Annotated in this window: 35 protein-coding genes; 3 read left to right on the top strand and 32 right to left on the bottom strand. The window is 45.1% G+C overall.

From position 1 onward, the window contains the following. Window positions 1–3: 3 nt before the first annotated feature. The 31 genes from terL to BBD42_RS13055 form a co-directional block, all read right to left on the bottom strand. Window positions 4–1,527: a phage terminase large subunit gene (terL, locus tag BBD42_RS13195; protein WP_099518514.1), complete on the bottom strand. Its 1,524-nt coding sequence runs from the start codon at window positions 1,525–1,527 to the stop codon at window positions 4–6. Next, the gene (locus BBD42_RS13190; RefSeq protein ID WP_099518513.1) at window positions 1,490–1,969 is read right to left on the bottom strand and encodes a terminase small subunit; all 480 of its coding nucleotides are present in this window, start codon (window positions 1,967–1,969) and stop codon (window positions 1,490–1,492) included. The genes terL and BBD42_RS13190 overlap by 38 nt, the downstream gene beginning before the upstream one ends. Before the next feature lie 643 nt (window positions 1,970–2,612). After that, complete coding sequence (locus tag BBD42_RS13185; RefSeq protein ID WP_172455485.1) at window positions 2,613–3,110, bottom strand: sigma factor-like helix-turn-helix DNA-binding protein; 498 nt, start codon at window positions 3,108–3,110, stop codon at window positions 2,613–2,615. A 171-nt stretch (window positions 3,111–3,281) separates the two neighbouring features. Next, complete coding sequence (locus tag BBD42_RS13180) at window positions 3,282–4,271, bottom strand: coiled-coil domain-containing protein (protein WP_099518511.1); 990 nt, start codon at window positions 4,269–4,271, stop codon at window positions 3,282–3,284. 159 nt (window positions 4,272–4,430) lie between these two features. Continuing rightward, window positions 4,431–4,592: a hypothetical protein gene (locus BBD42_RS31760; RefSeq protein WP_172455484.1), complete on the bottom strand. Its 162-nt coding sequence runs from the start codon at window positions 4,590–4,592 to the stop codon at window positions 4,431–4,433. Between the two features lie 245 nt (window positions 4,593–4,837). After that, window positions 4,838–5,239 carry a RusA family crossover junction endodeoxyribonuclease gene (locus BBD42_RS13175; protein ID WP_237163464.1) on the bottom strand — a complete coding sequence of 134 codons (402 nt, stop codon included), beginning with the start codon at window positions 5,237–5,239 and terminating at the stop codon, window positions 4,838–4,840. Then, window positions 5,236–5,382: a hypothetical protein gene (locus BBD42_RS31755; RefSeq protein ID WP_172455483.1), complete on the bottom strand. Its 147-nt coding sequence runs from the start codon at window positions 5,380–5,382 to the stop codon at window positions 5,236–5,238. The genes BBD42_RS13175 and BBD42_RS31755 overlap by 4 nt, the downstream gene beginning before the upstream one ends. Window positions 5,383–5,386: 4 nt before the next feature. Beyond that, window positions 5,387–5,719, bottom strand: a complete 333-nt coding sequence (locus tag BBD42_RS13170; protein ID WP_099518510.1) for a BC1872 family protein — start codon at window positions 5,717–5,719, stop codon at window positions 5,387–5,389. A gap of 232 nt (window positions 5,720–5,951) precedes the next feature. Next, window positions 5,952–6,464: a replicative helicase loader/inhibitor gene (locus BBD42_RS13160; protein WP_099518508.1), complete on the bottom strand. Its 513-nt coding sequence runs from the start codon at window positions 6,462–6,464 to the stop codon at window positions 5,952–5,954. Then, a complete protein-coding gene (locus tag BBD42_RS13155; protein ID WP_099518507.1) occupies window positions 6,418–7,242 on the bottom strand; it encodes a hypothetical protein in 825 nt (274 codons plus the stop codon). Before BBD42_RS13155 ends, BBD42_RS13160 begins: the two co-directional genes overlap by 47 nt. A gap of 68 nt (window positions 7,243–7,310) precedes the next feature. After that, window positions 7,311–7,487: a hypothetical protein gene (locus BBD42_RS31750; protein ID WP_172455482.1), complete on the bottom strand. Its 177-nt coding sequence runs from the start codon at window positions 7,485–7,487 to the stop codon at window positions 7,311–7,313. After that, window positions 7,484–7,798, bottom strand: a complete 315-nt coding sequence (locus BBD42_RS13150; RefSeq protein WP_099518506.1) for a hypothetical protein — start codon at window positions 7,796–7,798, stop codon at window positions 7,484–7,486. Before BBD42_RS13150 ends, BBD42_RS31750 begins: the two co-directional genes overlap by 4 nt. Then, window positions 7,795–8,550, bottom strand: a complete 756-nt coding sequence (locus BBD42_RS13145; RefSeq protein ID WP_099518505.1) for a hypothetical protein — start codon at window positions 8,548–8,550, stop codon at window positions 7,795–7,797. Before BBD42_RS13145 ends, BBD42_RS13150 begins: the two co-directional genes overlap by 4 nt. Beyond that, the gene (locus BBD42_RS13140) at window positions 8,543–9,013 is read right to left on the bottom strand and encodes a YopX family protein (RefSeq protein WP_099518504.1); all 471 of its coding nucleotides are present in this window, start codon (window positions 9,011–9,013) and stop codon (window positions 8,543–8,545) included. The genes BBD42_RS13145 and BBD42_RS13140 overlap by 8 nt, the downstream gene beginning before the upstream one ends. A 256-nt stretch (window positions 9,014–9,269) precedes the next feature. Then, window positions 9,270–9,551 carry a hypothetical protein gene (locus BBD42_RS13135; protein WP_099518503.1) on the bottom strand — a complete coding sequence of 94 codons (282 nt, stop codon included), beginning with the start codon at window positions 9,549–9,551 and terminating at the stop codon, window positions 9,270–9,272. Between the two features lie 35 nt (window positions 9,552–9,586). Further along, the gene (locus BBD42_RS13130) at window positions 9,587–9,889 is read right to left on the bottom strand and encodes a hypothetical protein (protein ID WP_099518502.1); all 303 of its coding nucleotides are present in this window, start codon (window positions 9,887–9,889) and stop codon (window positions 9,587–9,589) included. Between the two features lie 257 nt (window positions 9,890–10,146). After that, the gene (locus BBD42_RS13120) at window positions 10,147–10,587 is read right to left on the bottom strand and encodes an ASCH domain-containing protein (RefSeq protein WP_099518500.1); all 441 of its coding nucleotides are present in this window, start codon (window positions 10,585–10,587) and stop codon (window positions 10,147–10,149) included. A 27-nt stretch (window positions 10,588–10,614) separates the two neighbouring features. Then, on the bottom strand, window positions 10,615–10,905 hold the full coding sequence (locus BBD42_RS13115; RefSeq protein ID WP_099518499.1) for a DUF7352 domain-containing protein: 291 nt from the start codon (window positions 10,903–10,905) through the stop codon (window positions 10,615–10,617). Between the two features lie 23 nt (window positions 10,906–10,928). After that, window positions 10,929–11,345, bottom strand: coding sequence for a hypothetical protein (locus BBD42_RS13110; protein WP_099518498.1), 417 nt, complete (start codon window positions 11,343–11,345; stop codon window positions 10,929–10,931). An 80-nt stretch (window positions 11,346–11,425) separates the two neighbouring features. Further along, complete coding sequence (locus BBD42_RS13105) at window positions 11,426–12,079, bottom strand: hypothetical protein (protein WP_099518497.1); 654 nt, start codon at window positions 12,077–12,079, stop codon at window positions 11,426–11,428. A 125-nt stretch (window positions 12,080–12,204) separates the two neighbouring features. Next, window positions 12,205–12,528: an HNH endonuclease gene (locus BBD42_RS13100; protein WP_099518496.1), complete on the bottom strand. Its 324-nt coding sequence runs from the start codon at window positions 12,526–12,528 to the stop codon at window positions 12,205–12,207. Continuing rightward, a complete protein-coding gene (locus BBD42_RS13095) occupies window positions 12,529–13,332 on the bottom strand; it encodes a PD-(D/E)XK nuclease-like domain-containing protein (protein WP_099518495.1) in 804 nt (267 codons plus the stop codon). Then, entirely contained in the window at window positions 13,329–13,961 is a 633-nt protein-coding gene (locus BBD42_RS13090) for an ERF family protein (RefSeq protein ID WP_099518494.1), read from the bottom strand. The genes BBD42_RS13095 and BBD42_RS13090 overlap by 4 nt, the downstream gene beginning before the upstream one ends. A gap of 145 nt (window positions 13,962–14,106) precedes the next feature. Beyond that, the gene (locus BBD42_RS13085) at window positions 14,107–14,352 is read right to left on the bottom strand and encodes a hypothetical protein (protein ID WP_099518493.1); all 246 of its coding nucleotides are present in this window, start codon (window positions 14,350–14,352) and stop codon (window positions 14,107–14,109) included. Beyond that, complete coding sequence (locus BBD42_RS31745; RefSeq protein ID WP_172455481.1) at window positions 14,349–14,519, bottom strand: hypothetical protein; 171 nt, start codon at window positions 14,517–14,519, stop codon at window positions 14,349–14,351. The genes BBD42_RS13085 and BBD42_RS31745 overlap by 4 nt, the downstream gene beginning before the upstream one ends. After that, window positions 14,516–14,881, bottom strand: a complete 366-nt coding sequence (locus BBD42_RS13080; protein WP_099518492.1) for a hypothetical protein — start codon at window positions 14,879–14,881, stop codon at window positions 14,516–14,518. Before BBD42_RS13080 ends, BBD42_RS31745 begins: the two co-directional genes overlap by 4 nt. A 123-nt stretch (window positions 14,882–15,004) precedes the next feature. After that, window positions 15,005–15,196 (bottom strand): hypothetical protein, encoded by a 192-nt coding sequence (locus BBD42_RS13075; protein WP_099518491.1) that lies wholly within the window; start codon window positions 15,194–15,196, stop codon window positions 15,005–15,007. Window position 15,197: 1 nt separating this feature from the next. Further along, complete coding sequence (locus tag BBD42_RS13070) at window positions 15,198–15,392, bottom strand: hypothetical protein (protein WP_099518490.1); 195 nt, start codon at window positions 15,390–15,392, stop codon at window positions 15,198–15,200. Further along, a complete protein-coding gene (locus BBD42_RS13065; RefSeq protein ID WP_099518489.1) occupies window positions 15,389–15,595 on the bottom strand; it encodes a DNA-binding protein in 207 nt (68 codons plus the stop codon). Before BBD42_RS13065 ends, BBD42_RS13070 begins: the two co-directional genes overlap by 4 nt. Window positions 15,596–15,616: 21 nt before the next feature. After that, the gene (locus BBD42_RS13060) at window positions 15,617–16,372 is read right to left on the bottom strand and encodes a phage antirepressor KilAC domain-containing protein (RefSeq protein ID WP_099518488.1); all 756 of its coding nucleotides are present in this window, start codon (window positions 16,370–16,372) and stop codon (window positions 15,617–15,619) included. A gap of 50 nt (window positions 16,373–16,422) precedes the next feature. Next, window positions 16,423–16,650 (bottom strand): helix-turn-helix transcriptional regulator, encoded by a 228-nt coding sequence (locus BBD42_RS13055; RefSeq protein ID WP_099518487.1) that lies wholly within the window; start codon window positions 16,648–16,650, stop codon window positions 16,423–16,425. 164 nt (window positions 16,651–16,814) lie between these two features. Between BBD42_RS13055 and BBD42_RS13050 the strand changes: the two genes are divergently transcribed. Together BBD42_RS13050 and BBD42_RS13045 are read left to right on the top strand one after the other, a co-directional pair. Further along, window positions 16,815–17,123, top strand: coding sequence for a helix-turn-helix domain-containing protein (locus tag BBD42_RS13050; protein ID WP_172455480.1), 309 nt, complete (start codon window positions 16,815–16,817; stop codon window positions 17,121–17,123). A 223-nt stretch (window positions 17,124–17,346) separates the two neighbouring features. Continuing rightward, a complete protein-coding gene (locus BBD42_RS13045; RefSeq protein ID WP_099518485.1) occupies window positions 17,347–17,568 on the top strand; it encodes a helix-turn-helix domain-containing protein in 222 nt (73 codons plus the stop codon). Between the two features lie 151 nt (window positions 17,569–17,719). On the opposite strand, the gene BBD42_RS13040 is transcribed toward BBD42_RS13045, so the two are convergent. Further along, window positions 17,720–18,070, bottom strand: a complete 351-nt coding sequence (locus BBD42_RS13040) for a LytTR family transcriptional regulator DNA-binding domain-containing protein (RefSeq protein ID WP_099518484.1) — start codon at window positions 18,068–18,070, stop codon at window positions 17,720–17,722. A 113-nt stretch (window positions 18,071–18,183) separates the two neighbouring features. Between BBD42_RS13040 and BBD42_RS13035 the strand changes: the two genes are divergently transcribed. After that, window positions 18,184–18,705, top strand: a complete 522-nt coding sequence (locus BBD42_RS13035; RefSeq protein WP_099518483.1) for a hypothetical protein — start codon at window positions 18,184–18,186, stop codon at window positions 18,703–18,705. Window positions 18,706–18,720 lie beyond the last annotated feature (15 nt).

The raw sequence follows: 18,720 nt of genomic DNA, 5'->3' as shown, positions 1-18,720 counted from the left end.
ACCTCACCAAAATGAATTTGATTGTTCTCGTTCTTCTTCGTCGTTGTCGTTGTCGAATCTGTCTGACCTCGACACCTTCCGTTCTTCCATGGTGCTTGGCGGCAGCGTGTGGACTATCTCTCCAGCCATTGAAGCTGTATCAACCTGATCATCGTGCTTGCCTCGCGGGAAGCTTAATAGCTCATCCTCGTAATCTGTGAGCCATTGCGCATCTTCGCGGTGATAAACCATACCTACCTCGTATCTAGCAGCTATGACAAGCGATCTAGTGACCTTATCCTTGTCCACCTTAACGGCGCGGACGGTCATTCCTTCACGCTTGCATTCCTGTATGAGGTTGGTGCCGAATGTCTTATCCTCAATTGCTTGGAAGCGCGGACGGAAACGATTAATCATTTGACGCATTAACGGTTTCTGATCCGGTCCTGTTATGTGCGTTCGATATACGTCGTACAAAAGTAAATCCCTCGATGGCGTCACATACCATGTGCTCACCACAAAGGGATCATTAATCGTCTTTTCGCTGTTCGCCGTATCCACCGTCTGAAACGACCATAGGTCATGCTTGCGATACCTCTTTTCACCAACTACGATGTACGGCATATTCCCGATCAATTCCTCGCGGAAGTATCGGAAATACTCGCGCTTGAATATTGTTCCGCCTGCAGCTGACGGCCGTTGCTGATACAGGGCATTGAAAACGTACGAACCAACATCTGATTTGATTTGCTCCAGGCGGTGCGCATCGAAACCGAATTCAGGCCACAACGGTTCGCCTTCTATTCTGCCAAGAAAATCGTCATCTTCTGCAATTGCTGGGAAGTTGATGACCGTCCACTGTTCCCCCTTGTGAGTGCCTTCCTTGATCTCGTCTGACTCTTTTTTCAAGAGCCGACCGACTAAATCATCCTCATGCCAACGCGTCATAACGACTATGATACGCCCATCAGGCGTCAAGCGAGTGTACAAGGTCGATTGGTACCAATCCCAAACCTTCTCACGCATAACCTCTGAATTGGCTTCCTCCGCATTCTTGACCGGATCATCTATGATCGCTATCTTCGCACCCTTACCCGTAATAGCACCGCCGACACCTGCAGCTGTAACTCCGCCTCGGTAACCATCGATACCCCACGACTCAGCCGATTGATTAGCAGGATCAACCCCCACATCAAATACGACTTTATTCGTGGTTAGCGTATCCCTAGCAATACGAGAAAAGCCCCGACTCAGATCAACCGAGTACGAGGCTAGAATGATTTCGTCCGTTGGGTTGCGTCCTATATGCCATGCAGGGAACTTTTTGCTTACTCGCTCGCTCTTACCATGTCGCGGTGGCATAGTGACAATCACTCGCTTAAGCTCGCCTAACGAGACTTTGACAAGCGTCTCATCCAGCACGTCAAGGTGTTTTCCTTCGCGGTCCCGACCTTCGCTGTCATAGTCGACAAAGTAGCTAAAGTCGACATAGGCCCTAGCAGCTCGCACCTCATCCAGTGTCGGCAGATTTTCCAATAATCTGTTCAAGCTGCGCCAACTCCTTTGCACTGAGCTTTTTCAGATCATGTTTATGGGTGTGAGCTATGGCGCCAGAATGCTCGATCTTCTCCTTGAACATTCCCAAGTGCTTACCTATCGTTTCCAGAGCCTTGTTCGCCCCCGATGAGTCAAAGCGCCATTCGATAATATTTCCTTCTCTATCGACCATCGGCTCAGGAGTCAAACAACGTTCTGCTACATATTTCAGGTTATCCAGCACCCATTTAACCGAAATTCCTGATTCCTTAGCAATTTCCTCTTGTTTTGTAGCAATATAAGCCGAAATGTTAGCATTTGTTAGTAACTTTGAAGCATTTACCCTTGCAGCACTCTCCGTGCAATTATATCCAGCACGCAGATAAGCTGCTGCTCCATTCATGTCTTTTAGGTACTCATCAGCAAATCTTCTGTGCTTATCTGACAATGCCATGCTATCACCTCATCCTCTAAAAGTTATTGTGTTCAGCAACTCCTCAACATCTAAGCCCTCATCCGCATCTGTGTTGACCATCGATTGCGCTTTCCATGCCAATACGTTATGAGTCGGCAGAGTATAAGCTATTCGCAATCCGCCCACCTCCAAACACAATCCTTATGACCTTGAGACCAAATATGTTTATCCCCTACTTGCTTATAACTGACCCATAACTCATTACGTGCTGTCACCTCGCCACATACCGTGCATTTACGTCGTATGATGTCGCAGTCCTCGCAATACCTTCGCCCGTAATGTGGCGGTTTCAGCCGCGTGCCGCAATCATCGCATTTGTACGTGGCGTTTGTGCATGTGTCGCAGTATCCTTGGTGGTCTATCCTGCCTCCGCAGTTATAGCAACTATGTCGTCTCATGCGATACCTCCACAAAGCAAAAAGAGCCCTTTCGGACTCTCCAAGGATTGATCGATCCAAATTTATGATATCCAACGGATTGGGTTCGTTGGGATATACCAGTCATTATTGTGCTAATTAAACAGCTGCGTAAATGCCCCGTGATCATCAAGATTCATTCATCACAGCTGTCTATATAAGGATTTTAACATGTTGTAAGTGTCAATAAAGGTTAAACTTTAGTGTCAGAAAAGTGTCATTCCGTCCTTTTCGGGGTAACGATGATGCTGAGAACCAGGCGCGTGTATATCTTCTATCTGCGGCGGACGGATGAAGCGGAAACAGATGCTCAGCTTTTCCAGTGCCCTTTTATGATTGCGCTTGACCGTCTCCACGCTATACCTTTTCCGTTCGGATATATCTTTGAGCGATACTCCTTCAATCCATTTCAGCAACACAACGCTTCTTTCTTCGTCCGTTAGCGTGTCTAGCGCTCCGTCAATGTCCTTGATTACATCGGAGTATTTCAGATAGTCTATCCTGTCATTGTAGCTTGTATGGCCCATATCAGCAGGCTTGCCGACCATCTCGAAGAATCTTTCTGGCGCTCCTGATCCCCCAGACATTCCGCTATAATTAGCTATGCCAGCTGATGCACTCGGCTGATGTCTTTCAAACTGACGTACTGCGTATTTATAGCTCGGATAATTTTTAAGGAGCTCTGTCACGTTCTCGCGACCCATTGTGTTCACCTCTTTAGAGCGCCCCGTATAGGAACGCTCTGATATGTGGTTAATTACTATCTTCCGACTCTGCGTCCGCATCTCTCACCGTCTTGCCGCAACCATCGCAAAATTCATGGTCGCAGCATGGACATTGAGTGAATTGTTTAAAACAATCGTTGCAGTCCCATATCATGCAACTTCCGACCGCCCAAATACATGCAGTTCCAGCATTGCTAAACGGCGCTTCACTTCTGTTTCAAAATCCGTTCCATCGCCCGTTGGTACAGCGGCGTGTTCATCCACTTCCAGTCCGTCACTGGGTAACGCTGGCGGTTTAGGGTAATCTACCAATGGGCTATCTGGAACAGCTTCTTCCACAGCGACGGCTGCAGCTTCTGCTTCAAGTCGTTTCGTCTCTTCCTCGGCCCGAAATCGTTCTACTTCCTCCGCGGTTACCTCCCGGTACTTACCGGCTTCGAGGTATCCGAACGTGATTTCTTCGCCAGTCTCCAAAAGAGTCGCTACGTAATGCGTTTGACGAATCTCATCTACCCATCGTTTGTTGTAAATACCAGGCTTAGCGTTATGCCGTTTTTTAGCCCTTTCTTCCAGATCGCCTGTGAGATTCGTGGAAACTGGCTTATTCACAGACTCTATTTGCATACGCAATGCATTATTGTCCGCATTAAGTCGTTTCAATTCTTCCTGCGCCGCTTCCAACTCCGCAGCAGCTGCATCACGCTTCGATTCGATATCTTTGCAGCGTAATTCAAGGTCAAAATTATTGCTGCGTACAGCTTCCATTTCCGAAACGTCAGATTTAAGCGCGGCCACTTCCGAATGCAAGCTAGATACAACAGCCTCATGAGCACTCGACATATCGCCTACATATCCTTGCAGCCACCCAGACAATATCCGGTAATCATCTTCACTGGCGCATAATTCCCGGAGCGTGAACGGATATCCCCCAACAGAAATGTTGTCAAACTGCGTGCCTCTCTGGCGCTCAATTTCGCCCTGCTTTTCCTTGATTTGATCACGAACTGTATTAAGCTGCGAACTCACCTCGTTAAATCTGCTCACGTTAACGTTTGGCTCACTGTTAATCTGTTCCCATTCTGCCGATAATGTCGCTTCTTTTGTTTGCAATTCGGTCAATTCATTCTGCAAATTTTCCATTTGACAACACGCTCCGTAGTCATATTTATCTAGCTATATTATACCTTAAAAAACGTTATAAATCCATTGTTATCAAGGGTTTACGGCGTTTTTACATCTTATTAATTAAGTCACTTTTGACCATGTTACTGACATACCGACAGATAGTGAATTTTCTTTTCATTGCCTTGTCACCGCCCGCTCCTTAACCAACCTTTCAACTTCCTTTTGAACCGTGACCTTCGCCATTTCCAGCATGCCGATTACCTCGTAATGATCCCATTCAGTAGTTCCTAATTCGATATTCAGACCTTTTTCGTTTCGCTCTATCGTTATTTTCATAACTGCAACTCCACCTCCAAACCTCTCAAATTGATTTCTAACGAACTTTAATTACTAGACACATATTTGTCCAACCAACACATTTAAACGCCGTTACGGTCATCGTGGAGGCTTAAACAGCGCATGTGACTGTCCTAGCTCTCTATCTATCTCTTTGATGCGCTTTTCTATTCTCTCATATCCGGTCGAGCGCACCCCCAGCCAATCCAGTTTGCGTTGTAAGACGTCGCGCTCGGTTTGCAGCGTCATGCGCCCAACTCCTCGATCTCAATCTCAATGCGCGGCCTATCGCTATACCATTTGCTGCTGGACTCCTCGACAACGTGATTGTCATCCGTCCACGCGATCTTGTTAAGCGCGTCGAAACACCCCTTTACCACGTTGTCGATATCAGGCTTCACTACCGGACGCTTGCTGCCGTCCCTAGCTGCCTGTTTCTGCGCCTTTGTAAAACTTTGCGGTATCGGGTAGTAAAATCGCATCCGAACGCTTACGGGGCCATTTATGGCGGTCTTGATGTGGTTTTTAACCGTGTACCCTATCAACCTTTTGTAATTGAGGTACCGCTGAGCTGCTGCGCTCGTAAATTTGCTCCGCTGAGTCATCCGCACCGCGCCCATCGGGGCTATATCTACGGTTATTTTCATGCGATGTCGTCTCCCCCGCCAATGAAGTAAGTCCTGAGCGATGCTTTTTCGCGCTCCTGCTCCTCTTTAGACTTTAGCGCCTGCGTCTTCCGCTTGAACTCCACCGTTGCCGATCTGCTTGTGCGAGCTCTTCCGTGTTTCATGTCGTTACCCCCTTATGGTCGTTATTAATAGTGCTGCCCTGCATATTGCAGTTGGCGCTGCATTACCGCTGCCGGTGGAACTGATGCTGGGAGTATCAATTGAGCACTCCCATTCGCCGCTGTATCTAACATCTACCTCGCAATCTCGCTGCACAAAATGTTGGACTACCAGCCAAGCTGCAGAAATATCGGATGAGTATTTTGACAACGGTTCCCACACCCCGTCTTTTAGGTGGATACTGAACCTAGCATCTACTTCTAATCCGAAAATCATTTCCGCGATTAAAACATCCGTTTCAATTCCTGATTCTAGCCCCATCACTTGTTCCCAATTCATTCCACATCTCCCCCCTTAGGTTTATACCCTTCAAGCCTTGATTTTTAGCAAATCTCTTATCGCTGATATGGATTTCACGACTCTTTCGTCAGAACATTCCAGATTTTTCAGAGATTCGCTTAGTTCGTTGCGCCTTTTCTCGGCTTTCGCTCGCTGGTCCTTCGTCAAATCACATCGACTTAGGTAATGCTGCGCTGCATCCAATCTGCTTATTAGCTCCGGCTTATCCATATCACAACAACCTCTTAACTAATTCTGGTGATTCAAGCGCGTCCATCAGCCCAACAGGCAAAATGTTTTGCTCATGATTCCTTTTCAACTGAGTTTCCCAAGCCATCCTAAACTGAGCTCGCAAGGTGTCAATGTTCTCATTCAGACAAAGTTCTCGCCAAGTGAATTGTTTCGCCATTCTTGACACTTCATCTGGCAGCGACTCCATGCCTTCTTTTTCCCGATAATATCCAAACTTTCGAATGGCTGTGCTGATTTTCTCCCACGCTTCAATCCAATCGAGAGCGCGAGGAGATGAAACCTTTGCCGCAGCTTCCCTGATGTCTGCAACAGTCGGAGGAAACACTGATTTGCTCAAATGGTATTTCACGGCTTGCTGTGCCACATTTAATGGCAAATCATCAAGCATCATTTCCCAAAGGGTTACGGTGTCGTCTTCTTTCCCTTCCTCGGGCCATTTGCGATAGTTAGCGGAAAGTATCCGTACCAGTCGGATTATATCCTCGCGCTCCATCTTTCTTCGCCTCCTCCTCGGCTAGCATTTGGTCTAGCCTACTTTTAGTTTTCTGATAACCGGATAATTGCTGTTGGAAAACTGGCTTCGGTTTGCTCTGCTGACTTTCTTTGTGCCAGTTGAGAATTGTTAGGTAAGCACTTCTATTTTGTTGGACTCGTTTTGTTTGTCCGCTTATCCATGAGGCGAATCTTAGAAAATAATTATCCCGTTCATCCTCGCCCAATAATTCAGTGAGTTTTGCGTATTCGGTTTCCGTCAGGAAAACGTAATCGACATATTCTTTTTTATCTTTCTTTTCCTTCTTTACATTCTTCTCTTTATTACTACCTTCTTCTTTCGTGGTTGACTCGTGGTTGACTGCTGGTTGACTGCTGGTTGATGATTGGTTGCTCTGCTGGTTGACATGTTGTTCAAAACCTTGATATACCTGTGTTTCCTGCTGGTTGCTCTGCTGGTTGAATTTTGCGTAATTTTTGATTCTATATAGAGTGCACTTTCGATGCTCCGAAACGACCTCTATCATTTCGTCTGTTTTCAGCTTCTTAATTAACGTCCTTAATCGCTGTTCGCTGACCTTCAAACGTTGGCTCCATTTGATGCGTCCATAGATAAATTCGCTGTAATTGACGGTCACCATTTCGCCATCCACTAGCTCAATATGAGGCTCTTTTGCGAACCTCGCTCGGTGCAACATCTCAAACCACACCTTGAAATATTCCGCATCTTGGTATATCCAGTGGTCTACGATGCCCCGATCTAAACCGATGTACGCCACACTTACACCACCTTGTGCCTCCTAGTATTTTCTTCTTGGCCCCCGAATCAGCGAGGGCTGTATATTATTTAATTTGATTCTTCTAACTCTCTTTCAAAGTAAAAAGTACCTGGATGCTCAATAATCGTATAGGTATAACTCCTCAAACTAGGTGTGTACGACCATTCGTCAACCGTGACAATTTCACTCGTAAACAATAACCTAACTTTCTGACCGTCTTGATATTTGTTTTTATACTCCATCATTTACGCCTCCTGAACAAAGTCTCCAGCGCCATCGGAAAATATCTAAAGTAATCCGTCCAATGCATGATCATAATTTGCCGCTTACCTTGTTCATTAATTTTCATATCTGCTCCTTTTGATGAAGTATTTCCTCCAAAAACTTCGTTAATGGATGCTCTCCATTGACTTTCGTTTGGAATTTCTGAAAACACTTCAGATAAAGCGCGCCTCCACTGATCTTCATGAGGGATTTTGGATAATTCTGCATCTATGTGTCTTTTTAACTCTTCTGTTTGAGCTTCGACATGTTTTCTTACACTTTCAGGAGTCATGTTTCTGTATCCCCCTTACCCCCGTATAGGGCTAACAGATCGCGAGCTCGCTGGCCTGCGTCCTGTACAACCGATCCCCATGGAAAAATGTAATTCCTCTCGGTGGCGTAAAACCTCATCCCTTCCAGCAGCGCGGTGTTGGATTTACTAAGTCTGCGAGCCTCGCTTTCAACCGATTGTTTCCACGCTTCTTCTTTCGCTCTATCTATGCGACCATTCTCAACTAAGGCAGTCACGGCTTCTTTTAATGTTTCCCGCACTTCCTGCAGCTCGCGTATCTCCTCAGCCGCTGTAACAAGCTGCGTGGCGTTCTCGGCCCTGACGACAGCTATTTCACGCTCATGTGCCTCTTGCAGCGCGGCGTTGACTGAATGCTCCTCAGCTATCATCCCAGCAAGCTTGAGGTTATACGCTTGGACATCTTCGCGCCAATTCCGTTCCCCGTCGCGTTCCTGTTGCAGCCTCTCTACCTCTGCCAGCAGCTGCGCTATCCATGTTGGAGCGTTGACTACGAGGTGGGCGTCTTGGTGCCGCCGCTCATTCTCTTCGTCTCTGTAAATTTCCGCTATCCAATATGCTACATGCTGTCCATCTACATCGTATCCCTTCGCCATTTGTAGGGGGTCAAGGTATGCCACTTCCCACGGACCCGGCGTAGCAGCATCCAGCGCCTTGCGTATCTCCATCAGGTCAGGAGCAGGCTGCAGGAGGTGTGATGTCATTTCAGCCCTTGGGTATTTAGGTTCAGTCATTACCGCTCACCCCTTTATCATCGTGGACATTGCCAACTATGCGATAACCAAAGGCCGCGCATACATCCTCAAATTCCAAGGGATCAATCGCATAATTTCCTTTTTGAAACAGGAATCCATCCCCATCCCAAATCAATTCGAACACCTCGCCTGTCAAAATCGCCATCACCTTGTCGCCTTCATATACCTCTGTTTCCGTATCGTCTTTACGACCGATGTATTGCCCGACCGTCTCAGGATCAACCTGTATAAACTCATTGTCAGCCCACACCGCATTCCCACTCGAAAATGCTCTTACTTCTAGATACTCAGCTATTTCAACAATCCAGCATTTTGAGAATATTGTTTCATCTCTGTCATACTCACCGTAATGTTGAGCTGATTTCATGTTTATAAGATTCCCGACTACCCACTCACCGTTGTCTGTACGCTTGCCCCGAAACTTAATCTCCCTAGTGCTCATCTATCATCTCTCCCTAATGGTTAATCCACGAACTGACGTTCTATCGACAAGCGTGACAGGGCGCCAGCTCGTGGGTACGGCTGTTATATCAGATTTTATCTACCAACTTTTCGATGATGCTCAATATGCGCGGGAACGATATAAGGATTGCTATTCCCATGAATATGAGTAGGCACCCGCAGCCTGTCTTTGCGTCGTTGTTCATGACTTAACCCTCCAATCTGGCTGTATGGGTGGTTATATGGGGTGATGCCCCTTAACCGCTCGTTATCATGTAACTTGCTACAAATGGCTTTCCTTGCTTACCGTACCTCATAGCCTCACTTACATACTTGATATGTTCGTGACCTACTGTGTCTCCCGGAAACGGCAGCTCCGTTGTACAATACATCGGCTCGCCGTCATGATCCCCGTCATTACGATGCTCTTGCAGATAAAATGTAGCTGCCATAGGCAATTGCTCACGTTTGCAAATTTCAATGATCTGTTTCATCAGCGGCTCTATCTCATTGTCGTAAATAGATTCTTTATCGTACATTTGTCGTTCCCTCCCATGTATTCAGACCTAACAGTCTATTCGCCAATATCTGATTCACTCAAGAAGCAAGGTCTACATATTGCATTGCCTTCTTCGTCGCGCTCATGTTCCTCGCCAACCAGACCCTTCTTGCAAAAGATGCACTTCGCTGGCAGGTTTATTTGTGCGTAATGCGTCACCCAATTTATCCAAGAGTTATTGATCATCCAACTATATTTAACAGCACCGACCACGCTGGCAAGCTGTGCAATCAGCACACGATGACCATCGGTGACTAAGTGATTTATGTGGCTTTCGATTTCCCTGCTAGTTGGATCGTATTTTTTCCATTCGATCATTGGTGTATAGCCCTCCCATGTATTTCTGTATCCGTGCTATAATCAATCTAAAAAATCGAGGTACATAATGACAAAATCAGATACAACGACCAGTTACAAATTTGATGATGATTTTATTAAGTTACTGGATGCATGGTCATACGCCACTAAGAAAGATAAAGGCACTCTCCTGCAGGAAGCATTCCGCGAATACACCCAACAAAACTCGGACATCGCGAGAAAGGTTAATACTGTTTCGGAGATATTAAAAAGCCCTCCTAGTACCCGTTAGCCTGACTATCCCAATTCCAGAGCCCTTGCTGCCCCTTGGCTGCTATCGGCTCTGCAAGCCGCTGAACCTCTGTAAGCTCCCATGCGTAACGTCCTGGCGTAAAATCTCCAAACTCGTATTCTGGAGAATATACAAACCGCCTACCTTCTAGCTCATATCCGTCTGTCCAAGTGTCTACCGACTTGAGGCAATTAACCAATTGCGTGGTAGCAACAACCGCTCCAGTTGGCAGATTGTCGGCCGTGTACCCATATTCGGCGAGTGCTTTGCAAATCTCCGGTTCCTTACAGGCTTCAAGGTCGATTTTTTTACCAGCATGAATTGCTAGTGCTCCCCGATGCTTCGCCGGCCAACTGCGCGTTTCATATTGTTTGGCACCAATTGCGATGAGTGTCGCCCATGGCTGTATGATCGTAATAGCTTTCATGTTTGTTCCCTCCTGTATTGGATGCCCTTAAATTCTGAAAGAATAAAGCCCGCTTACCTCAATCACATGAGCGACAAAACCCTGCACCTGAGCAGTGCCGATAAAGTTAACGACATGCAAATTACTCATATCAAAATCCCATCCAGTACCTACGCAGTAGATGTGTCTGTCCTTCCTTTCAACATCGCCGTCAACCATCGCGTAAACAACGATTTCACCGCGCTGCTCAATAACAGAAACAAATTTCGCCCCAACTGGAACGGATAAAGTCTGAACGTCCAGCTCTGGTTTAATTTTATATTTCAATATTTTTGCCATCGTGTGTCCGCCTCCTTTCCCCTCTAACCCGCGCTGTCGCTGTAATAAATCCGTTTGTTGCGCTCAATTATTTCTTTATTTCTCGGATTATGGACGTTGAATATGGTTAAAGTGCTTAACTCCTTTAGTCCAGATTCCGCCGTTCGGAAGAATTCTTGTTCCAGCCCCAATTCGGCAATGTTGATCGGAATTTCTTGTCCATGAGTGCCTGCAGCAATCTCCCGCGCTTTTTCTTCGGTATACAGTCCCGCTGTTTCTAACGCCGCCGTGTACCCGTTGCTGTCTAGGCTCCAGAATAAATGAGCATTCCCTCCGAATAACATATCCCTGTGCCTCATGCATACAATTACATAGCGTGGTAGTGCATTGACCATCTCCACGTAATCCTCAGCTTGGCAATCCGCACACTGTTTGTACTCCAGTTCATGTTTACATTGCATTTACCTGTCTCCTTTCCCCTCTATAGGGGGTTAAAATGGTCGTGCTGGTGTGTCCTCCTCTCTGTATGGAGCTATACCAGCTATTTGCTTTCTTTGGCAGCTTCCTGCGCGTTCATCCAGTCAATGAATTTTTCGCAATCTTCTTTTTCCTCAAAGCAGAACCACTCTTTAGCTTTTTTCACATCGGTTCCTGCCTTGTGAATTGTGGATCGAATGATCCTTTCTTCGTCGATATCATCGTAATAAGTGACAGATATATCCCCAGCAGCTGAATAATGTTCTATTCGGCTCGCATGAACTTCCCGGATGAAATACCGTTTTATATGTTTTGCACATGTGCATTCTTCTTTTTCTTCCCTACCAAGTGGGGTAATGTATCGAACTTTGCGTTTCTCATCACAATTACCGCACTTTTCCAGATATTCATGGTTGTAATCTGCTCTGTAAATTACATGCTTATAGTCTCGCAACAACTCACTGAGGCGCAATTGCTTAGCTTCTTTCAGTGCATCTCGTTTGGCGCGCTCCACATCGTTTTTCTCATGGCTCCGCTCTCTTTCAATATCCTTCATGCGGTTTTTCACTTGCTGCAGCTCCGCGTTTTCCGTCCGAAGCCGCTCCATTTCCGCTTTGTATTCATCCTTCACCGAGTTCATGAGCGATTGCCTAAACTCCTCAATCTGCCGCTCAAACTCGCTAGGCTCACAGTAAAAATCATCATCCCAAGGTTCCATCTAAAACACTCTCCTCATATTTGATGGGTATGGAGCTATAGGGGTTATCCCTACAAAAAAATATGTTCATTCGGCCTCCGCTTCGCTAGGTAATTCAGTCGATTTAGAGGCCTTCGTCCAATTAGTTAATTTGCATCCAATAGATGATTAATGCGATATTGCTCAAACCATTGCCTTACCTCGCGCTTACTGTGAGCCTCTGTATGGCACGGACGGCACACGCATACACCGTTGTCTACCGTGCCCAATCCGCCCTGAGATTTATAAATAATGTGGTGCGGTACCGACTCGATATAAGGGCTACCGCAGCGCACACAACTGGCCTTGTCACGCTCTACGATGGTATTGATGGTCTTAGCACTAAATTTACCTCTAGCAGCTCGTTTAGGCTTATTACGGGCGTGTGACGGCTTGGATACTGCGCGTATAGGTTGGTTGGATAGGTTCATTTACGCATCTCCGATCAAGTCCATATAGTGGATAAGTCCGTTTACCCGCTTAGTCAGCCTGCAATACCGGCACCTACCACAGCGCGTCGGCTGCTCAATGCCTTCTTTTACTGCTATGATGCGCGGTAATTGCTCCTCTACACGTTCCAACTCGTAGGCTAAAGATTCTTCATCGAAGCAAATGACTGCCTTGTCGGGCGTTTCTTCCTTACTCACAGCCACAATCAACGGTTCTAACGATGCGAATCGATCGTTATATCTGCGCTCTAATTCTGCATATACCGCCATTTGCAGCACATAGCCGAAATTCTCGATAAACGATACCCATTTGCCATGCTGCCAATACCGTTCATGCACGCCTTTAACCGTCTTTAAGTCCACTATCCGACCATCATCAGGGCTATGCACGTCCAGCTTCGCCTTCCACAGCACCCCAAACAATTCGGCTGTTACAATTACCTCTTTGTCACCTTCAAGCATTTGGCGGCAAACTGGATCGTCTAGCAACACGCTAACCATCTTGTCAGCAAGTTTATATTCGGACTTCAATTGGCCTTTCGAGTCGCCGCGAGTGGAGATTATCTCAGGATTCTCCTTGATGAACTTTTTCAGTGCCCAGTCCCCTTCAATCGTGGCGCCTACATATGATCCGATCAGGAAGCAATCCGCTTTAGGTTCGGTGTAATTCCCGTCTAGCTTGGCAATTGCAGCCGCTTCACATTTAAGGAAGTCTTTATACTGACTCACGCTCATATAATGGAGATTAGCTTCCTGCGAATAATAGTTTTCCTCTGTCAGCTTCATGCTGGCTCGCTCCGTTTCTCCTTAATTTTTGCCAGTAACTCATCAACTTGCTGTTCGTTAAGGTCATTAATAGAGCAGTCATAAAGCTGTTTAATTCGTGGAGCCAATTGATTTATTTTGTATCCAGCGCCCACCCAAGCTGATTTAAGCTGTGCGATTGCGTTTGATGTAATCCGCCCTACTGATTTCTCCATGCGCTGCTGGAAGGCGTCTACGTCCATTTGATCTGTAGGGATGTTGAATTGTTTGAGCATGAACGTCTTTTCGCCATACGTTAGGGCCTTACCGACACCCTTTTCCCCTGCAATATCAACACCTTGGGCGTACCACGGGATTTTTATTTGCTCGGCAGGTTCAGCCGCATTAACCCATGTCATTAATAGGTCAACCTCAGTGAAATATGTGGTTGTCTTCTTTGGGCGATCCTTGTCCATATACTCGATTGTTTCGCCAGTAAGGGAATGACCTACTACTTCCGTAATGAGCAAAATCCCCATTTCATCCAACTTAGCGCGCACTGCCGATATGACTTGGCTGCTGGAATTATATTTATATTGCTGGCCCGAAGCGTCCTTCTGCAAAAACGGCACAGCTTTTCGCACTTCCAGCAATTTTTGATAGATGTTCATTGAACAATCTCTCCTTTTGGTCTATAATGACCGTATTATCTTTCACCTTTACTTGACTGGCGCTGTAGCAGCAGCGCCTTTTCTTTTGGCGTTTTTCAGCAATACGATGGCTATCCTTCGCCCTGACCTATGACCTTTGAACCGTTTAGCCAAGGAGAGATAGTCCATGATTTGAATCCTCCCTCATGCATTTCACAATCTCCTGAACAATGATTTCGTAAAGTGGTTCATGGTTCCATTCGCTGTATTTTGCAATGAAATCATGCCATGACACTTCGTTCCCTTCATCTATCTCCTGATCCACGTAAACACGTATCTGCATCTTTAAGGCTGACAAAATCTCTGTACGCTCCGTCTGCACCCGTTCGAAAAATGGAATTTCTTTGGTCATGATTTACCCTTCCCATCCAACAGAGCATAGACAGCCTGCCTCTTTATATCTTCCAAAACCTCTTGAACTTCTTGAATGGTCAATCCTTCATCGTAAAACATAAAGAACAGTGCAGACATGATTAATCTATGGCTTTGTTTACTAGGGTCGAATTTTAGATTTGTCATGCAATTTCCCTCCCCAGCACACTCTCATGGCTCCATACAAGCTCGCGCTGCGCTTCCTGCTCCTTCACTTCGCGCTCATACTCAACTCGCAGCAGGCCCAGCACATGCATCCGCAGGATGTCCGCAAAAGACATGCCAGAATCAACCATAGCGTCCATGATGTCAACGAATCCTTGAAGCGTGAAGCGAGCAGCGCCGCAATTGAATTCGACTTCGGCAAACGGCGAGCGGTTAAAGTTTCCTTTACGCAGCCAATCTGGATGGCTTACTTTGTCTGAAAGTTCCTCCGCGTCCCAGCCTTTATAGTAAAGTTCGCGAATCGTTTCTTCGATTTGAGGTTGTAAAATGGCCCATGCGTTCATAAGCGAATCTTCCCTTCTAATAAAGAGTCAAAATCGTTGTGGCGTTTGCGTTGATTAGGCAGCCACAATTCGGAGCCTTTTGGATTATGCACGCGGATAACAGGGTGAACAGGTTCGATACGTCTAAGCTGCATGCTGCTCGCCACCTTTCAACATAATCTCTAGCAGGCCGATCAATTTAACGTTGAGTTTGCGCCGATCATCCAAGGTGTCCATCAGGTATTCCTGTGTCTCACCGTATTTGGCTGATTCGTCAAGGCTGTATTCCTCATCAACCAGCTGCTTAAGCAGTTTCTTCATTGTTTGCTCGTCCATTTCAATCACCTATCCCTTTCGGTTTATGTTCGGCGACAGCCAGCTCAAGCGCCCTGTTTACCGCATCTGCATCGTGCAGGAAGTAGTTGTATGCGATCTCCATCGCCGTGTGCTTGTCCGACTGCTTAAAGCGCGTGAGTACATGCGCATGCGTCTTGCTGGCTATTTCTTGGTCTGTTCCTGTTGCTACGGTCATTGCGAAACCTTCACCATCGATTCTTCTTTGATTTGTTCGAAAAACACGTCACGATGCAGCCGTACTTTCCTACCGTTCTGCCAGCGTGGGCGGTGCGGCTCTTTCATGATTTCGTAGGCCGTTGTCAGGTGGCAGCTGCATATTTCGGATACATGACTTGCTGCCAGCAAGTGTGGGTAGTTCTCGATGCGGTATTCTTTCATGGATTATGCCTCCTGTCGGTGTTATGCTGACTGCTTCTTCAAAAACTTATTAATGAAGTAAATCTGACCTTTGCCTGTTATTTTCGGTGTACGAGTGATTTTAACGCCTTCACTTGCGCTTGCTCGCTGCCCTACCTTTACCTCCATGATTTCTAGGTTCATGGAGCGCTGTGTCGGCATGTTATACTCGCTGCCCGACTTGATCAGGTAACCTTCTTCGCGGAGATATTGGAACAATCTACGCTCTCCGATATCGATTCCGTTTTGCTTAAGCAGCTTCGACATGTCAGCCACTAAAATGGAGTCTTTCGACACCTGCATGGATTCGGCGTACAGGACAAGCGGTCGGTCAGATTCGATTTTTTCCTTCAACCTCATCTTTTCAGCCGTTTCTTCCTTTAAGCGAGTAGCTAAGTTAATAATGAAGTCGGGATCAGTTAACGTCTTTTCAATGGTTTCTGGTGTCATGTAGGCGCCATGCTTACGGATCGAAGGAAGTATTTCGTTTGCTACTTTCATTTGAAAGGAAATAGCCGCTTGATTGCTCGCCTTCATTGCAAGTAGATAAAAAATGTTTTCTGGTACAAACTCGTTTTCGGCAGAAGTGCCGAAAGATAAATCAGTCAGGTATTTGTCTACTCGACGCCACATAACATAAATCTTTCCGTCCTTTCCTTCCGTGAAGCCCAGACCTCGCGATACATCTTCCAACTTCAATTGAGCCGTTCCACTTTCATCGATGTATCCTCGAACACCATTGATAGACATAAGGTTCATTTGTTAGACCACCTTTCAAATTGTTAATTAATGGGGTAAAATACATTGAGTTAAGCAGATTTTTTCTTATTTTGACTAGATACTCGTCGAACATCAGCAAAAAAAATGGACATTTCAAATTCTAAAGCATCAGCGATTAGCTTTGCTGCCGCTCCGCTTGCGTTTGCACTTCCGCGCTCGATATCGGCATAGTAACTACGAGATATTCCGCTTAATTTAGCAGCTTGAAGCTGTGTAAGCCCTTTTTGCTTACGTATTTCTTTTAACCATTCTCTCATCTTCATTCTCCTTCCTGACTAGTAACTCGTCATTTCTTAAACTTAGTATATGACTAGTTACTCGTCATGTCAACAAGTAAATTACGATTATCTAGTATTTAGTTTTTAATCTGTTTAATGACGCATTACTCGACATTATAATGAACTAGAAAGAGGTGGTAATTTTGTTTTCGGAGAGATTGAAATCATTAAGAAAGAGGAAAAAATTAACACAGGAGGAAGCTGCGAACAAATTGGGGATGGCGAGGACTACATATTCAGGTTACGAAAGAGGAACATCAGAACCAGACTTTGAGACATTAGCAAAAATTTCTGCGTTTTATCAAGAAGATTTAAACTGGCTTATAACTGGAGTAAAGCAGAATGTAAACGAGGATTTAGAACAGATGATAGAAGATTTCGTACATTTAAGTGATAAGGACCAAAGTTATATTTTAGATTTAATAGATAGATTGAAAAAAGAACGACATTAGCCGCCCTTTTTAGACTTCAAGTTATCAATAGCAGCTTTCACAAGTGCAATCTCTTTTTCTGTAAGTCCGGACAACGAATTACGGATGATTTCTTTTGAGTTATCGTTCAAACACAGTCACCCCTTACAGCCGTTTGTAATGTAATTACAGGATAGCACATCGACCGAACAATAGGAACACATGTTCTGAATTAGAGGTTATAATTGAAAAAGGTGGCACGGATATGGATGTTTATCCCGTCCGCTGCCGAATACCGGATTTACTCTTGCGCATTGGTAAAGATCAGCAGTGGCTTGCCGATCAAAGCGGGAAGAGTAAAACACAAATATCAGACTACTGCACAATGCGAAAGGTGATGAATTTCAGGACAGCAGTCCTTTTATCTCATTACCTAAAATGTAAAGTGGACGATATTTATGTCTGGAATATTCAGCAGCAGAAGTAGCTCAGCTACTTCACGGGATATGTACAACAAATGTAGAACTGATTCGTTAATTATAACGGATCATACAGCCATTCTACGACAAAATGTAATCGCGTACAATCTACTAGGTGTCTTGCCATTGTAAACTATATTTTCCAAACTGTATGTCGTATTATGTCGAACTATAGTGACCGTTCGTGTCACGAGAACGTTTCTCAATTAGATTTTGAAGCTTGCGACGTTTGCGTTTTGCTACATCATAATACGAACCGTCTACATGAACCTGTCCGTCGTAGTACTCCTTTACTTGATCGACATTGATTATCCTGTTCTTGTCGATAAGGAAAAAACCTGCATCAGACATAATGGAATCCACCTGCTCGATTGTGGATGGTAAGTAATACTTTCCACAAGCAGCTGTTACGATAATTTTTCTAGATTTAGAATCCTTATGGATACTGTATATTTCTTGTATTTCGATGTATACAAGATCATTATTGTCGTTAAATACCGGCATAGGCATGGCATCATCTCCTTTTTAGGTCATGTTGCCCAATTGATGTAACTTTTAGTCGATATGGCGCCGATTACATATATGAGGTTAGATTCGAAAAAAATGAAACCAAGGGGACGTATATGGAAAAAGAAAAATATATTCATACAAGTGAAGAATCAAGTAAAGTAAACCCTTTTGAAATTAATATCGATAACAGTTCCAATATCGAAGTTAAAGATAAATCTGGTTATTTTGGTGGATGGCCAATTTTTTTGAGATGGATTTCATTTCTGCCCGCAACTCTGGTAACTGCAATTATCGCATATATCTGTATTCAGTTTTTCCTTACTAGAACGTTGGGCCCAGAGGATTCTCTTGTCTCATATCTCATTCATAGGTTTGCCTATAATTGCTGTGCCATGTATGCGTGTATTTATATTAGTTGTGAGATGGTTCCAAAAGGTAAAATAGTTCTGTCTTCCATTTATCTCGCAATAATTATTTTGTTTATAGGTTTTGTTGCGGCCTCTGCTATATACAACCCTCTCGAAGTTCCTGTTTGGAAATTAGTGTACGAAGGAATTTTGACAATGACAGCAGGTATTTTGGCTCTTTTGAATACCATATCTGAGTCTAAAAAGAAAGCTTTAGCTTCGTTTTAAATTAAACGAGAAAAA

The organism is Paenibacillus sp. BIHB 4019, assembly GCF_002741035.1.
Lineage (GTDB): Bacteria > Bacillota > Bacilli > Paenibacillales > Paenibacillaceae > Pristimantibacillus.
The sequence above is the reverse complement of the archived record's forward strand: the minus strand, read 5'-3'. Positions and strand labels throughout refer to the sequence as shown.